Annotated in this window: 16 protein-coding genes; all 16 read right to left on the bottom strand. The window is 69.9% G+C overall.

The genetic code is table 11. The annotated features are described in order from the left end of the window. Window positions 1-2: 2 nt before the first annotated feature. Window positions 3-2489, bottom strand: coding sequence for a LamG-like jellyroll fold domain-containing protein (locus HW837_RS00385; protein ID WP_193383342.1), 2487 nt, complete (start codon window positions 2487-2489; stop codon window positions 3-5). A gap of 4 nt (window positions 2490-2493) precedes the next feature. Further along, window positions 2494-5868 carry a hypothetical protein gene (locus tag HW837_RS00380; RefSeq protein ID WP_193383341.1) on the bottom strand — a complete coding sequence of 1125 codons (3375 nt, stop codon included), beginning with the start codon at window positions 5866-5868 and terminating at the stop codon, window positions 2494-2496. 130 nt (window positions 5869-5998) lie between these two features. Beyond that, window positions 5999-6463, bottom strand: a complete 465-nt coding sequence (locus tag HW837_RS00375; RefSeq protein WP_193383340.1) for a hypothetical protein — start codon at window positions 6461-6463, stop codon at window positions 5999-6001. 9 nt (window positions 6464-6472) lie between these two features. After that, window positions 6473-6979, bottom strand: a complete 507-nt coding sequence (locus HW837_RS00370) for a hypothetical protein (protein ID WP_193383000.1) — start codon at window positions 6977-6979, stop codon at window positions 6473-6475. Window positions 6980-6987: 8 nt separating this feature from the next. Beyond that, window positions 6988-7974, bottom strand: a complete 987-nt coding sequence (locus HW837_RS00365) for a phage tail tube protein (RefSeq protein WP_193383001.1) — start codon at window positions 7972-7974, stop codon at window positions 6988-6990. A gap of 3 nt (window positions 7975-7977) precedes the next feature. Beyond that, window positions 7978-8181, bottom strand: a complete 204-nt coding sequence (locus HW837_RS00360) for a hypothetical protein (protein ID WP_193383002.1) — start codon at window positions 8179-8181, stop codon at window positions 7978-7980. Between the two features lie 26 nt (window positions 8182-8207). Beyond that, window positions 8208-8672, bottom strand: a complete 465-nt coding sequence (locus tag HW837_RS00355; protein ID WP_193383339.1) for a hypothetical protein — start codon at window positions 8670-8672, stop codon at window positions 8208-8210. After that, complete coding sequence (locus tag HW837_RS00350; RefSeq protein WP_193383338.1) at window positions 8672-9229, bottom strand: head-tail connector protein; 558 nt, start codon at window positions 9227-9229, stop codon at window positions 8672-8674. Before HW837_RS00350 ends, HW837_RS00355 begins: the two co-directional genes overlap by 1 nt. 10 nt (window positions 9230-9239) lie before the next feature. Next, window positions 9240-9662 (bottom strand): hypothetical protein, encoded by a 423-nt coding sequence (locus tag HW837_RS00345; protein ID WP_193383337.1) that lies wholly within the window; start codon window positions 9660-9662, stop codon window positions 9240-9242. Next, window positions 9659-9952, bottom strand: coding sequence for a hypothetical protein (locus HW837_RS00340; protein ID WP_193383336.1), 294 nt, complete (start codon window positions 9950-9952; stop codon window positions 9659-9661). Before HW837_RS00340 ends, HW837_RS00345 begins: the two co-directional genes overlap by 4 nt. Window positions 9953-10024: 72 nt before the next feature. Then, on the bottom strand, window positions 10025-11479 hold the full coding sequence (locus tag HW837_RS00335; protein WP_193383335.1) for a phage major capsid protein: 1455 nt from the start codon (window positions 11477-11479) through the stop codon (window positions 10025-10027). Beyond that, complete coding sequence (locus HW837_RS00330) at window positions 11476-12291, bottom strand: HK97 family phage prohead protease (protein ID WP_193383334.1); 816 nt, start codon at window positions 12289-12291, stop codon at window positions 11476-11478. The genes HW837_RS00335 and HW837_RS00330 overlap by 4 nt, the downstream gene beginning before the upstream one ends. Beyond that, complete coding sequence (locus tag HW837_RS00325) at window positions 12291-13625, bottom strand: phage portal protein (protein ID WP_193383333.1); 1335 nt, start codon at window positions 13623-13625, stop codon at window positions 12291-12293. Before HW837_RS00325 ends, HW837_RS00330 begins: the two co-directional genes overlap by 1 nt. Then, the gene (locus HW837_RS00320) at window positions 13622-13840 is read right to left on the bottom strand and encodes a hypothetical protein (protein WP_193383332.1); all 219 of its coding nucleotides are present in this window, start codon (window positions 13838-13840) and stop codon (window positions 13622-13624) included. The genes HW837_RS00325 and HW837_RS00320 overlap by 4 nt, the downstream gene beginning before the upstream one ends. Next, entirely contained in the window at window positions 13822-15402 is a 1581-nt protein-coding gene (locus HW837_RS00315; protein WP_237269788.1) for a terminase, read from the bottom strand. The genes HW837_RS00320 and HW837_RS00315 overlap by 19 nt, the downstream gene beginning before the upstream one ends. Further along, entirely contained in the window at window positions 15341-15613 is a 273-nt protein-coding gene (locus tag HW837_RS00310; RefSeq protein WP_319677993.1) for a hypothetical protein, read from the bottom strand. Before HW837_RS00310 ends, HW837_RS00315 begins: the two co-directional genes overlap by 62 nt. Between the last annotated feature and the right edge of the window lie 167 nt (window positions 15614-15780).

Below are 15780 nucleotides of genomic sequence, written 5' to 3'. Positions count from 1 at the left end.
TCCTAGTAGGCGAGGCGGGTCGTCGACCCGAGGACGGAATACACCGAGTCGTCCAGCACCCATACGGAGTCGGTGGCGCTCTTGCTGGTGTGGAACTGGATCTTGTGGCTGGTGTCCTTGATGACCTCGGTGTAGCCCTCGACGGTGTTCCGCATCGACGAGGCCGGCGCCTGCGACGGCAGGTCGGTGACGGAGAAGTAGCTGCCGATGTCCGCGTCGAGGATGTCCAGGTAGGTGGACATCGTGTACGCCTCGATCGGGATTTCCCGCAGCTCCGTCGGCGGGTCCGCGTACCGCGACACCAGCCAGGCCGCCGCGTCCATCACGCTGAGATCGGACGTCTTCAGCAGGTTGAGCTGCTGGGGTTTCTCGCCGTAGGCGAGGATCGAGGCAGGGGAGGTCACCCGCTGCGTGGCCCCGCCCGGCCTGCTGGCCTCGACGATGTTGACCATCTTCTGGTCGTCGTCGGACGCCTCGACCTCGTCGGTGTCCAGGTCGGCGTAGGCGATCGTGAACACCTCGCTCGACGGCGAGGGGTTGTAGCGGATGTCGCGGGACTGCAGGGCGATTCCGTACCAGTCCCGTTCGGCAAACAGGGTCGCCGCCTCGGTCGTCTCCACCTCCCGCATCCGGGCCAGCGCGTTGGACCCGGCCGGGCCCTGGGAGGCGACCGGATCGAACGTGCTGCCCCACACGGTCACGGAGTTCACGCCCCCGTACCGGGCCAGACGGGCGACACGGACGTCAGCGTCCTCGCCCGCGAACGCCGTGGTCCCCGCCGCGTAGCGCGTATCCACGAACTCCGTGATCAGCAGCGACGTCGTCTGGGTGGGCAGGTGGGTGACCGCGACGTGCGCGATCTGCCCACTGAACATCCGGCTGCCGCGGTATCCGCCGACGTGCAGATGCCGTATCCCGTGCATGTCCGGGGGGTTGTTCAGGGTGATAGCCCCGAGCGCGCCGTCGAGGTACACGGCCTTGTTGGTGTTCGCCATGTCGAGCACGATGTGGTGCCATTCGCCGTCGGTGACGACGTCGGCCGTGTTGAGCGTGGTCAGGGTGCCACCGCTGTCGGTGTACTCCAGAACCAGTTCGCCGGAGGCGCTGAGGGTCAGCGCCAGCTGGTTGTCCAGGCCGGTGGAGTACAGGCCGAGGATCGCCCGGCTCACCGTCGTGGTCTTGATCCAGCACTCCAGGATCATCTGCTGCGCGTCGGACGCGGCCTCGAACACGGCACCCACGTCAGCCGTCAGGTACTTGCCCGCCGACGAGGAGGCCGGAGTGAACGTGGGCGCGCCCTCGCCCGTCTCGGCCAGGCCCTCGCCGCCGAACTCCAGCGTTCCGCCGGAGCCGATCTGGGTGAGGGTGAGCGCGCCGCAGCCGCCGCCGGAGATGTCGCCGGCGGCAGTGGAGTCGGCCGGTTCGGACAGCGGGTAGTACGCCGAGAGGGTGCCGGGGACTCCGGCGGTGTCCTGGTGGAGGATCTCCTCGGCCAGGACCGATCGCAGCGCGGGCGCGGTCCCGAGACGCTTGAGCATGTCCGAGCAGGTGACCAGCACCTGGGAGGTCAGGCCCTCCCAGCGCACGGGCCAGGAGTTGACCACGCCCCAGAACCGCGGCCGGATCTCGGCGCCGAGCAGGTCCCACTCGATGTAGCCGGACGTGCCGCCGGTACGGGTCGTGGGGAAGTCGAGCGCGTGCTGCTGCGAGGTGACCCAGGCCGGGGTGGCCAGGGTGCGGCGGGTCGTCCAGATGAACCCGTCGCCGCTGGTCTCCCAGTACACGGTGCCGGCGGACTCCCGTACCCGCAGCCACGCGTGGTCGATCGCCGAGTAGGTCAGGTTCGTTGGGGTGCCGTCCGCGAACCCGGTCTGCGACATGGCGGCGAGGACGCCGGTGAGGGCGTCGTAGCGCCAGCCGATCCGCGTGCCCGAGGTGGTGGACAGAATCCACATCGACGCCGCGCAGTTCGAGGAGCCGTTCGCGGCGGGCACCGTCGTGAGCTTCGCCGTCACCTTGCTGGAGGCGAGCGTCCACTGCCGGACGCTGGTGAAGTTCGTGTCGATGCCCGGGGCGATGGTGATGCGCAGGCGGCCCTCGGCGGTCTCCTGCCCCGTGCTCCCGGTGTTCGTCGTCCACAGCGCCGCGTTGACGCGGCCGTCGTCGAAGTCGTCGCCGAGCATGGCCATCGGGTAGGGCGCCGACCCGGAGACGGTGGGCATGACCGCGGCCGAGATCCGGATCGGGGCGAGCTTGCGCACGTAGGGGTAGTACGGGCTGAGCGAGTTGCCTGGGGTGAGCGCCCCGTCCTGGTTGTCCAGGCGGAGTGTGGCCGTTCCGGGCTGGGTGTCACTCAGCTCGTCGGACGCCCCGCGGGTGATGGAGACGCCCTGCTCGTTGACGTCGACGCGGGTAGTGATGTCCGTCCACGAGATGGTCTCGGGTGACTGGACCAGCCCGCCCCATCCCATCTCCACCAGCAGCGGCACGAGGTCACCCCACTCCCAGGTTGATGTTGATTCCGTGGACGCGCTTGAGCTCCAGCAGCATGCGCCGGATCTCCCGCGCGGTGGCGACCGGGTCGATGGCGCCGTGCACGTCGACCTGGACGTTCACCTGCCGGGCGCCCGCACCTGCGACGGCAGGACGGCCGATGACGGGCTGGGTGTCGGCAACCCGCCCGGACACTGCGGCGAGCGCCTGGTCGAGGGCGGGCATGCCGCCGACCAGTCCGCGTGCCAGGCCCTCTGTGGAGTGGGCGCCGATCCGGGCCATCACCGTGGAGGGCGACTTGATGCCCAGTGCCCGGCGGATCGCCTTCTCCATGCCCTTGGCGATCTTGACCATGAGCTTCTCGATCGCGTCCTGCTGGGACTCCAGCCCCTTCAGGAACCCGCGGCCCGCGTGCTTCCCGGAGTCGTACAGCCGGTCGGCGCCGATCCGCCCCAGCGACCTGGTGTCGGTGTCGATCTTCTTCTGCAGGGAGTTGATCTCGTTGAACGTGGCCTTGTCCGCCCCGGCGAGGGCGCTGGCGTAGGCGTAGCCCTGCTCGGGGCCCATGTCGAGGACCTGCCGCAGCAGCCCCTTGTTCAGGCCGCGCTTGGCCAGCTCCTTGATGTAGCTGGTGAACTTGCGGATCTGCTCCAGCTTCGAGGTCAGCCCGCCCTTGATGCCGCCGGAGGTGACCTCGCCCTCGGCCATGCCCAGGCTCGCGAGCCCGGCCTGCTGGCGTGCGGTGGAGGTGACCCCGGACGCGTAGTCCTTGGCGGCCTTGATCTTCTCGGCCAGCTTGTCGCGCTGGGCGGCCAGGGTCAGCAGCCGCTTGGTCTGCCGGTTGACCATGCCCACCAGACGGTTGTCTTTCCGGCCGTCGAAGGCCTTCCAGATGTCGGCCGCGAGATCCTTCGCGGTCGCCTTGATCTTGTCGCGGGACCCGGTCAGGCCCTTGATCAGACCGGCGCCGATGTCCTTTGCCAGGGCCGCCGTCTTCTTCGACGGCGAGGCGATCTCCAGTTCCGCCCGGATCCCGGCGATGACCGCAGACGCCATCCGCCGGGCCCCGCCCTCGACCAGACCGAATGAGGCGGTCATGCCGCCGGCCAGGCCCTGGGCGACCGCAGTCCCGGCTCCGCCCAGGCCGGCGACGCCGAGCCGGTCGGTGTTGATGGCCTCGATCAGGGACCGGTACTTCGCCGTGCTCCTGGCGTTGATGACGTACTCGCCGTCGGAGAGCATCGCCGGGATGCTGTCCGAGGTGGAGGTGCCGGGCCCGCTCACCGCACCGCCGCCGGGGAAACCGACCGGGCCGCCGGTCGCCATACGGCCGGCGGACACGGCGGCCATGCTCTTGCCCTTGTAGGTCAGGAACGTGGTGACGGTGACGGTCTTGTCCTGGATCGACGCGAGCGCACCCTTGGCCTGGCTGACCTTGGCCTGCAGATCGTCGATGGTGGCCTGGAGCTTGGCCCGCTTGCTCGGCGGGACCGTCTTCATCTTCGCCTTGGCCGTCTCGATCTGGGACTGCCAGTTCTCGATGTTCAGCTTCAGCTTGCCCGCCGACAGCTTGGGCACCACCGACTCGGCGAACCCGCGGGCCTTGTCCTCTGCGGTCTGCAGGCCGGAGAGGTAGGACTCCTTGAACGACTGGAACTTCTCGTCAGCGCTCTTCAGCTTGCCGCCGATGCCGGGGATCCAGCCGAACGCCTCGGCGGCCGCGTGCAGGACGCCGCCGAGCGCGGTGACCATGCCGCCGGTGACGAGCCGGAAGATCTTGATCAGGGTGGGGAGGTGGGTCACCCCGGCCTGTACCAGGGTGATGAAGCCCGTCGCGCCCTGCCGGGCGAACTCCTGGATCGCGCCCTTGTTGTCCTGCACCCACCCGCTCAGCCGCTGCAGCGGGCCCTGCGCCTGGTCGACCTGCGAGAACGATGGCAGCAGGCTGCCGACGATCGCGCCGGCCGTGTCCCGCACGGTCGGGCCGATGATCTGCATGAGCTGGGTCGTGGTCTTCAGGCCGAACCCGAGATCCTTGAAGACCGGGGTCAGTCCCTTCACGACCTGGCCCAGGGTGTCCAGGGCTCCGGCGCCGCGCACGCCCAGGGACGTGAACATCTCGCCCAGCAGCGGACCGAGAGAGCGGGCCACCTCGCCGGAGAACCGGCCGATCGCCGGCAGCAGCCGGTTGATCATCCCGAAGAGTCCGTTCAGGAACTTCGAGCTGCCCTCGATCCCGACCTTCAGCCCGTCGAACATGCCGGGCAGCCCCTGACCGAGCAGGTCCCGGATCCCGCCCGACAGGGCGGTCAGGGTCGGCTTCGAGGCCGCACCGAAGGACAGGAAGCCGCGGCCCAGTCCGCCGAGCCCGGACATCATGTCCCCGACGAACTGGCGCCCCAGGGTCAGGTTCGCCTCCAGGTCCTTCTGGAACCCGGAGTCCTTGAACAGCCGTCCCGCGCCCTCGGCCGCCTTGCCGAAGGCGCCGCCGAGTTCGGTCATGCCCCGGCCGACGATCTTCACGACCGGGTCGGCGGCCTTGAGCGCCTTGGTGAAGCCGGGCAGCATCGCCTTCTGCACGTCGCGGCCGACGTCAGCGAACTCCTTCTTCATCCCCACGAGTTCCTTGGTGAAGGAACGTGCCTCGGGGGAGAGCTTCTTGAGTTCCTTCTGGTACTCCTTCTTGCTCTTGCCCGCCGCCGCCACGGCGTCGCCGACCCCGGCGAACCCGAGCTTGAGGGTGCCCGAGGCGAGCGCAACCCCGGCGATCATCGGCGCCAGGGCGCCGATGGCGGGCAGCAGCGACAGCCCGATGACCGCGGCCAGGCCGCCCATCGCCCCGCTCATTCCGCCGACCTTGCCGCCCGCGGCCTCGGCCGCGTCTCCCAGGCCGCCGGCCGCGCCGCCTGCGCCGAGGAACCGGCCCTGGGCGTCCCGCATCCGGGCGTTGATGTCGCCGGTGACGCGGGTGACGGTGCGGCCCGCGTCGTTGGTGTCGTCGTTGAGCTGCCGCATCCGGGTTGCCGCGCCGCCCGCGGCATCGCCCGCCGCCCGCAGCGCCGGGGGCAGGCCGTTGGTCACCGCGGCCATACGGCGGGCCGCCACCTCCGAGGTGACGAAGCGGCCGTTGAGGTCGCGCCAGCGGCCGTTGGAGTCCTGGATCAGGCGGGCCGCGTGCGCGACCGACACGAACCGGCCCTGCAGGTTGCGCAGATGTCCGTCCGCGTCACGGGTGAAGGCGCGCAGGGAAGCAGAGCTGCGGCTGGTCGAGTCGTCGAGGCGGCGGTGCAGACGGACCGCTCCGTCGCCCGCACGGTTCAGGACGGGAGTCAGCCGGTCGTCGCCGTCCAGGACGAACCGCATCCGGTTGGACATCACTCACCTCCGCGCAGCCGTGCTTCGTGGGCGTCGATCCAGGTGGTGAGCAGGTCGAACCGCTCCTCGGTGAGGGCGTCGACGTCCGCGTCGGTGTAGTGCAGGTACAGGCCGAACAGCGGTAGGTAGGTCAGGTACCGCTCGGTGAAGCTGGGCTCTCCTCCGGCTGCGGCTCTGCCTCGGGGGCGTCCGGGGATTTTGGGGCCATCACGTCGGCGATCGCCGCCTCACATGCCTCGCGGTCGAAGGACGCGTCACGCAGCTCGTCGAAGGCGTCGGCCAGGTCCTCGGGGTTGTCGCCGTACTTGGCGAGGAGCCTCTCCGCGTAGGCGCGGGTCTCCTTCGCGTCGAGCATGACCCGCAGCTCGTCGTCCCACGGGTCGAAGTCCCCGAACCTGAGGGACGGCTCGGTGCGCTTCTTGATGACCCAGGCCACCACGCGCATCGCGTTGACGTTGCCGAGGCCCATCTCCTCCTTGATGGCCGGCCAGCTGCGGTCTGCGGTCCGCTCGATGATCTGGATCTCGGAGGCGCGCATCCGTCCCGCGTCGAACAGCTGCGGCTCACCCTCGGCGGGCATGTACTTGATGATCAACGGGTGCTCCTATTCGAGGCGGCGCCGGACGTCGTCGAGGACACGGGCGACCTCACGTTCGATACGGGGGGTGTGCCGGCGGACGGTGGTGTCCCACCAGGGCGGCTGAGCCCACTGGTTCACCCAGCGGCGCCGGTTGCCGAAGACGGGGTGCCGAACGCGGCCCTCGTTCAGGACCTCCGGCATGTTCTTCAGGTCGGCCGGCAGGCGCGACTTGTCGACCCACACCGTCGCCCCGGGGCTGGCCCCCGTGCGGACACTGATGCGGATCGCGTCGGCGATCGTGTCGCGCAGCGGACGGGTTGTGGGAGACGCGCCGCCGGGCCGGGTGGTGCGGCCGGGCGGACGGATGGTCAGACCGCGCATCGAGGCCTGCAGATCGTCCTTGAGCGGCTCGGCCGCACGCCGGATCCGGCGGTGCATGGACTGGCGGATGTTCTCGCCACCGGCAGCGCGCAGGCGCCGCGACAGCTCCAGCAGGCTGCCGGTGTTCAGGATCCGCACCTGCTGTGCCACGGCCTACCTCACAGCGCGGTGTCGGTGGACATGTACTCGATCGACGTGCTGTTCGTGCCGTCGTACAGGCCGGTGAAGGACAGGGTGGGCTTGATGACCTCGAAGCCCTCGACGGTGGGCGGGGCGTCGTCGAAGCGGATCGCCGGGAGCTTGATGCGGAACGTCTCGTCGTGGGTCAGGGCGATGTTGGGGCCGATGAACTCCCACACCAGGCTGGTCGCCGCGTCACTGGTGAACAGGTCGTCGAGGGTGGTGTCGACGTAGTCCATCTCGATCGACCCGGTGACCTTCACCTGGTCGTTGGTGATCGGTTCCTTCTTGAGGCCGGCCTGCCCGGCGTAGAAGCGGCCCACGTCCTGCGGGCGTTCGAACTTGACGCTCATCTTGCGGATGCCGTCCCGTGCGGCCTCCGCGCCGAAGCTGCCGGTCTTGACCGCCATCTGCCCGAAGTGGAACGGGGACATGGACGGGTAGCTCGCGGAGGCCAGGGTCTGGCCCTCGTCGACGTTCTTCGCGTCGATCTCGAACGTGGCCATCAGCATGCCGCCGACCTCGCACGAGAACTCCGCGCTGATGATCTTGCAGCCGACGAAGGACTTGTCGGTGACCGTGCCGGTGGTCAGCGGGATGCCGGCCTGCAGCGTCAGAAACTTGCCCGCGACATCGGCGAGCGTGTGCGTTTGCAGGTAGGCGGCCGTGGCGCCCTGCTGGGTCGGCGTACCGCCCCCGCCCATCAGGGTGTTCAGCCACAGACCCATGGCCTTGTTGGTGACCTCCATCTCCACCGCGCCCTGCGCCTCGCGCTGGGTCACCACACGCCGGGCCGACAGCGGCTGCAGACGGCCCGCGGCCACGCCGGCGCTCTGGGCGGTGGTCTTCTTCAGCTGCACGCCGAACTTGGTGAACTCCACGAACTTGCTCGGCGCCACGAAGGTGCCGTAGGTGACCTCGGCCGCGATGCCGAGCTGGGCGCCGAGCCCGGATCCGATCGCCATGGATCAGCCCTCCTGGTTCTGCGGCGCCTTCGCCGCGGTCTTCTTCTTCGCGGCGCCGGGCTCCTCGATGACCTCCCAGTTCGAGGGCTGGCAGGCGTAGCCCTCGAACCTGGCGTCAGGAACCTCGACGATCTGATCGGGCTCGACGGTCCGGCCCAGCTCGGGCACGGTGACCTGCTCGGGCCCCAGGAAGCGCACACGCGCCATGACTGGACTCCTCGGGTAGCGGTGGGTCAGATGCGGGCGCGGCAGGCGATGGTGAAGGACAGGCCTGCGATCGCGCCCTCGGCGTGGGACTGGAACAGGTCGCCGACGGTCAGCTCGGACCAGAGCACCGTGTTGTTCAGGGTCGGCGCCTCGGGCTCGTCGTTCGTGGCGCGCAGCGCCTGCTCGACGGCCGCGACCATCTCGAACACCCTGCGGCGGCGGAACGCCATGTCCTTGTCGCCGCCGCGTGATTCGGCGTAGCAGGGGATCGCGAACGACTCGTCGCGGGTCCTGGCTCCGGCAGCGTTCCACTGCTGCTGGAGGGAGGCCGCCGACTCGGCGCCGGGCTGCCACCCGATGTGGATGCGGTCCCGCTCGGTGACGTTGACGGCCGACGGCCCGTCGACGACCTTCACACCGTCCAGGGCCAGCCCCTGCACCAGCGCGACGATCGCGTCCATCGCGGCCGGAACGCGGGAGGTCGTCGCCATCACAGCACCGCCGGGGGCAGCTTGTACGGCTCGAGCAGCTGCAGGACCCGGTTGGGGATGGCGTAGCCCCACCCGGCGACCGGCTCGGTGACGGAGAAGTCGTCACCGCCGCCGATGCTCGCCCCGGCCCGCGACGCGCCGTACTGGGTGCGCCACAGGTGCTGGACCATGATGCGGGCCGCCAGGTTGATGGTGGCTGGCACCGAGGTCCGGCCCGCTACGTAGGTGAAGCGCAGCGGGCCGTACATCCGGCCGCCGTCCAGTCGCTGCACCACACCGGTGGCCCCGTCCAGGTCCAGGGCCGCGACCTGGTAGGTGGTGCCGTTCGTGAGGACAGGCACCACGCTCGTCAGCGACACAGCAGGGGTCTGCAGCAGCACCACCTGCCGTACACCGCGGGCCGTGTGGGTCTCGGTCACGGACCGGTTCTCCACCGGGCCCACGTGCGCCTCGATGGCGGCGGTGACGCCGTCGACGTAGACCTGCAGCTCGGTGTCGTGCGAGGAGCCGTCGATGTCCAACTGGGTCTTGGCCTCGGCCAGTGTCAGCAGCGCCACCGCTACCCCCTCACGTGCGGGAGACGGGCAGGACGGTGGGGAACCCGAGCAGGATCGTCGCCCCGTACACGCCGCCGGTGGTCGTCCCCGACGGGGTGGTGACCGCGCGCAGGTAGCGGGCGGTGCCCGTGTAGCCGACCTCGTACAGCGCGTCGTCGTCGGAAGAGCCGATCGACGGCAGTGAGCCCTGCAGATCAGCGGCCGCGGCCGCCGACCAGTTGGAGTTGTCGTCGCTGACTTCGAGGGTGATGGCGTGGGTGCCGTCGGTGATCGTGCCGGTGTGGACGACGAGCATCGCCGAGCCGTACCACTCGTTGGCGCCGGACGCCCCGGACAGCTTCCGGTCGACGGCCGTGCCGTTGGCGGCCGCCGTGCGCAGGGCGATCGCCAGGGTGGCCCTGGCACGGACGTGGTTGTAGACGGTGCGCTTCACTCCTGGCCACCCCCATCGGACGTCCTCTCCTGCGGGTCCTCGTCGGCCGGGTCGTCCTTCTTGCTGTCGCCGGAGGCCGCCGAGGCTGAAGGCTTGGCGGCGGTCGTCTTCTTCGCCGCGGTCTTCTTCGCGGCGGGCTTCGCCGCCTCGCGCGCCAACGCCTGCGGGATGACGACCTCCTCGAAGAGGCCCTCGCGGCCCTCGACGGCGGGGTCGTCCGGGGCGACGAGGTCGCCCTTGACGATGCGCCGGTTGCCCGGCACCCAGAACGTGTCCTTCGCTCGATACATCGTTCGCAGCTCCTGGAACGGGACGGGCGCGGCCCGCTGCATGCCGGCCGCGCCCGAAGGGGTGGGTAGGGATCAGGTGATGTTCAGGAGCCGGAAGGCGTCGGCGTTGACGACGTCCGAGCCGACCCGCCAGTAGGCGAACCAGCCCGCCTCACCGGTCGGACGTCCGTTCGCGCCCTTGACCAGCGGTTCGTACACCATGGTCATGCCGACCCGGTCGACGATGTAGAAGTTGCGGAAGTCGCCCAGCAGCAGGCTGTAGTTCTCCGCGCCGGCGTTGATGACGCCGTCCATCGCCGAGGCCTCGTAGATCGGCGCGCCGAGCAGCTGCTCGGGCTGCCCCATGCCGAGGTTGGCCCAGAAGCTGGAGCCGCCGGAGGTGTCGAACTGGCGGGTCTTGTTGATGATCGCCTTGTTCGCCATCCACGACGGCGAGCCCGTCAGCCGGTGCCGCGGGGGCAGCGCCTGCTCGACGGCGTACACGTCCGCGACGGCGTAGGTGTCGGTGGTCGCAGACGCGACAACCGAGCCGCCCACGGCAGACACGGCGGTGATGACGCCCTTGGGCTGGGTGGTGCCGTTGCCGGTGGTGAAGGCGGTCGCCTCCAGGCGGTCCTTGGCGTCCGCGAGGAGCGGGCCGACCTCCGCACCGAAGCCGGAGTCGGCGAGAACCTCGAAGCTGCCCTGCACCCAGGCCGCTGCCTTCTTCGGGGTGATGGACGGCTGCGCGAACGTCGGAGAGGCGTCGGCAACCTGGCTGGCCTCGGCGAGCCACTCGGCCGTCACGCCGGCGCTGGAGACGCCGTTCCACGTGTCCGTCGTGATCGTCTTGACGGTGGAGACCTGACGGAACGGGTTCGCCGATCCGGCGTTCGTCAGGATGATCGTCGGGTCGAGGGTGAACGGCACCAGGAAGCCACCCGCCGAGTCCGTCAGGGTCATCGCCCGCCGGTGCGCCTCTGCGAGCTTGTACGCCTGGTACTCGTCCGACTCCAGCAGCGCCGGGTTTCCTGCGTTGGACAGCAGCGACTCGAACGCCCTCTGATACTCGTCCGAGCCGGTGAGGAGGATGTGCTGGGCAATCCGCCCCCGACGGTCGCCGCGCACCAGCTTCTCGGCACGGTCCTGCTGGTCGGCGGTGATGAACTCGCCCGCCTGGTCGATCGCGGTCAGCGCGCGGGACCGCAGGTCGCCCACGGCGCTGCGGTCGTTGAGGTTCGCGCCGCGGACGCGGTCCAGGTCTTCATACGGGTTGGAGCGGCTGCGAGTCAGCACGTCCGGGCCGGAGCCCCGCTCGACGCTGCTTTCGACCAGCGCTGCAGACCGGACGGCTTCCACGCGCTCCTCGTGGGCGACCTGCTCGTTGTACGCCTCCTGAGCGGTGTCGAAGTCTCCGACGAGACTGCGGGCACGCTCGACCTGCTCCTCGGTCGGCTCTTCGAGCTCTTCCAGCTCAAGGAGCTCGGAACGGATCGCCTCGACCTGCTCCTTGAGCAGATCGGACTTCTTCTTCCTCTTGGCGGTCATGAAGGCCTCCGGGCCTTGATGTCGGCGCGGACGTTCGCCCACGCCACAGCGAGCCGAGCGGAGTGCCCATCAGTGGGCGGGTCCTCGGCGGCGGAGCCCGGATTGGGGTCGCCGGCGGACGGCGGGCCTGCGGGAGCATCGCCAGCGGGCGATTCCAGCGGGGTGCCGGTCCGAAGCATGTCGACGAGCCTCAAGCGCTCATCGTCGGGTAGGTCGGCCAGCAGGCGGGCAGCCTGCTCAGCGCGGACGCCAACTACCGCGGCGTCGGGGTAGGCAGGGAACGGGGTAGGTCCGTACTCCCGCAGTGCGATCTCCTGGCGGCGCACCGTGCGCAGCTTGCCGCTGGCATCGGCCCGGTAGCCGCCACGGGGCGCGCGGCCCGGGTCGGAGCGCAGGAATCCACCACTGAAGGACTGGGCGGTGATGGATCCCTCACGGATGTTCTCCAGGACTTCGTCGGCCAACTCGGTCCGGTTGTAGCGGGTGACGGTCAGCAGGCCCCGAGTGTCGGCCTTGATCTCCACTGGCGCGCCAATCGGCATCGCACCCCGCTCGGACGGCGTCCCGAACAGGGTCCGCCCGTGGTTGTAGAGCACCCCGACGCGCCAGTTGGTACGGCTGCCAGCCGGAGCCAGCTGGGTCAGCGTTCGCTCGAAGGCGCGCCGGTCGATGACCTCGTTGTAGTGGCCGTCCTGGTCGTGAATCTCCGTCGGGGTGTCGAACACCGCGGCGTAGGCCTCGACTGTGCGGCCGTCCCCGCCGGCGCGGACACGGATGTCCTCCAGCGGGAAGCTGCGAATGAATGCGTCCATCACTGCTCCTCCGTGGGTGGTGAGGCGGGCCCGGCGCCGGGCGGGGCGGTGCCGGGCTTCTGCAGCTGCACGGAGTACAGCCCGGTGTGCTTCAGCAGGGCGAAGTCGTCGGCTTCGACGGCGGCGACAACCGAGGTGGGCTCGAACCCGGCGTCCATCAGTTGGCGGATCGTGCGGGACTTCACGCCCTGGATGTCGGCGGCGTCCTTGCTGTCCTCGCGGAGGAAGGCCACGTCCCGCTCGTCGTACCAGAGCTCCGCCCCGGCGGGGACATCGACCAGGGTGGACAGGGCTCCGGCAGCCTCCCGCCACAGCGGCCGCATCGTGGCGTCGGCGAACCGGCGCCGGGCGGCCGTGTAGTTACCCGCGTTCAGCGACGACCCGGCCAGGCTCTCGGAGAACCCGACGATGCTCGGCGGCACCCCGGCCGCCGCCGCGAGACGCGATTCCCCGGCGCCCTGCGTGACCTTGAAGTCGAGCTGGTGCAGATCCTTGCCCGCGACCGTCACATCAGCGCCACCGCCGAGGAACAGCGTCTTGTAGGCGTTGTCGGCCCCGGCGTGCGAGGCGTCCATCACGGCCTTGAGCTTCGCGAACTTCTCCGCGGTGACCGAGGCGTCGTAGGCCACCACGAGCTGCGGGGTGGCGCCGTTCTCGAAGAACTTCAGCTTGTGCGTCGTCGCCGCCGAGTCGGCGGTGATCTCCCGCACCACCGGCGTCAGCCACGACATACCGCGAAACTGGAACTCCGGATCGGGGATCGGAGCGAAGTGCGCGACCTGCTCGGGCAGCAGGAACACCGGATCGTCCCAGTTGCCCTGCGGGGCGTAGCCGTAGCCGAGGAGGTCACCGTCGATGGCGTCACCCGCCAGGTGCGGCTCCTCCTCCGACCCGGTCACGATGATCGTCCAGTCCGGCCGCATCCGCTTCAGCCGACCGGGGTTGTAGTTCGTGACGAACCCGTTCCCGTTCAGGTCGCCGTCCTGGATCATCCGCGACAGCAGCTTGCCCGTCGTGCCGCCCGTCCACGGGGTCTCCAGGACTTCCAGGGCCTGCGTGCCGAACAGTTCGCCGGGGCGGCCGTTGCGGATCTGCCGGAACTGGAACCGTGCCTCACTGAACACCAGCTGTCTGACCAGCATCAGCGCGAAGATGGGACCGTTGCGCTTGTACGCGAAGCGCACCGCCGCCTCGAAGTCCCACGCCGACGCCCGCTCTTCGCCGCCCGACGGCCGGCCGAGCCCGAAGTAGGTGTTTCCGCCCGTCGACCACGACGCGTCATCGAGCGCCGAGGACAAGTCGAAGCGCTGGAACGCGCGCTGCAGCAGGTTCACAGGACATCACCGCCCTTCGGGGGCCCCTTCGCTTCGACATCGACCAGCAGCAGGCACGAGGCCGCCCCCAGGGCGCCGCCCACCGTCAGCCCCCACCCAGGCCCGAACTCCCAGCCGACGCCCACGGAGGCCGTCAGGCAGCCGACCGTGTAGCCGAGCCGCGACCACACCAGGGCCGTCACCCGCCGTATGCGCTTCACCCGTACACCGCCCACGGCTCCGACTCCTCCGGCTCCTCCTCGACCTCCACCGACAGCCCCCACTTCGCGAGCGTCCCGGCCACCAGCGGACTGATGTCCACCGACGGGATCCGCCTGGCCCAGGCCCATGCATCGCCCAGGGGCCGCTTCTGGGCCCCGGCCAGGGCCGCAGCCAGCGGCGCCTGGGCGAGGTGAGACAGGCCCTGCTCGGCGACCGCGTCGTAGAACTGACCGGTGGCCTGGGCGACGTCCCGTGTCCTCGTCTCGACGACCGGGGCCAGGAGCCGGGGCTCCTCGTCCTCGCCGCCCTCGTCCTCCGGATCCGTCTTCAGCGCGTCCTTCAGGTCGGTGATGAGCGAGCCGGCCGGGCTGCCCGGGTCGATGACCCAGCAGCGCGGCCCCCACTTCTTCGTCAGCTCCCGCGCCCGCTCCTTGAACCAGCCGGTGCCCGGCCGGTGCTCGACGACCTCGACGTGCGTACCGCCCCGCCAAGCCCCGGCCACCGCGATCGCCACGTGCGACCGCTCCGGCGTCATGTCGACGGCGAACGCCACCGGGTCGCTCGGCGTGGACTCGGCGGCCGCCAGGGCCCGCCACGCGTCCTCCCCGATGACCTGCCACGTCTCTGCGGTCACCGCCGGGTAGTCGCCCACACCGAGCCGTTCGCGCGCGTACCCGGCCGCGCTGAGTGTGGAGCGCTCGTTGCGGACCTTCGGCAGCGTCAGCCGGAACCCGACCGCCGGGTTGGCCTTCAGGACCGCCTCGTCCGAGCCCGCGTCGTCGTGCGCCGTGCAGCCCTGCGGGCACTCGTCGACGTGGAGGTCGCACGACCACTCGAAGTACGCCAGCGACTCGTCCGGCTCCCCGGCCTCGATCGCCGCCATGGCCCGCCCCCGCAGCCGCGACAGCTGCACCGACGGCGTGCCGATGCCCGCCGAACCCAGGTACCAGATCTGCGGGTTCTCGACCGCCGCCATCGTCGGCAGCAGCGCGTCCATCGCCTCGTCGCCGAGGATCATGTCCTCATCGAGGATGTTGCAGTCGCCGGTGAAGCCGCGGCCCGAGCCCTTCGAGCGGGCGATGAACCGCAGGATCTGCCCGGAGTGCAGCTCAATCGACTCCTCGCCGACCGTGTACCGGTAGGCCTTCACGCGTTTGTGCAGGTCAGGGCATCCCCTGATCAGTTTCTCGATCCGCTTGAACGCGTTCTTCGCCGTCTTGAACTCGTGAGCGGAGTGCAGGATCAGCTGCTCGCCGCCGATGAACAGGCCCCACAGCTCGCGGGCCTCGATGATCCCGCCCTTGCCGTTCTGGCGCGGGACATTGACCGCGACCTCGAACGCCGACCATGCCCCGTCGGCGGCCTCGCCCATGCCCACGCGAAGCACGTGCTGCTGCCAGGGGTCGAGCTTCAGCCCGGCCTTGGCCGCCAGGTCGATCGCCTCCTGCCCCGCGCTGGACACCGAGGGCGGGGCGATCTGGATCGGGGGCTCCTGCCAGCCGTACAGCGGGCCGTCAGCCGCTGGCCTGCTCGCGGGCGGCGGCCCGGCGCTTCGCTCGCTGCTCAGCAATGTCATCGACCGCGTCCCCCTTCGACTCCACGGGCGCGAGCTTGCGCAGGTCAGACATGATCGAGCGGAGTTCGTGGGCCGCCTTGGCCTGTGAAGCCGGAACGTCGGTGGAGTCGATCGCCTTGGCCAGCGCAAGGGCGACTGCCGCCATTCCGGGGGACGTCTCCTCCGCGTGAAGATCGTCAATCTCGGAGGCGATCTTGTCGGCAACGCTCACGATCACCCCCGGGCCGTGACGCAGCGTGATGTCACGCAGGGTGACGCTCCCTAATCCGCTGGAGCTTGCTTCGCCGGATTAGGGAGAAGATTTGGGCCGCGCAAAAAACAGGGCGACAAGGGCGTTTGGGTCGCCCGGTCTTCATCCCCCGTCAGCTACCCGCCCCC

The organism is Streptomyces caniscabiei, assembly GCF_014930365.1.
GTDB classification, from domain to species: domain Bacteria; phylum Actinomycetota; class Actinomycetes; order Streptomycetales; family Streptomycetaceae; genus Streptomyces; species Streptomyces caniscabiei.
The sequence above is the reverse complement of the archived record's forward strand: the minus strand, read 5'-3'. Positions and strand labels throughout refer to the sequence as shown.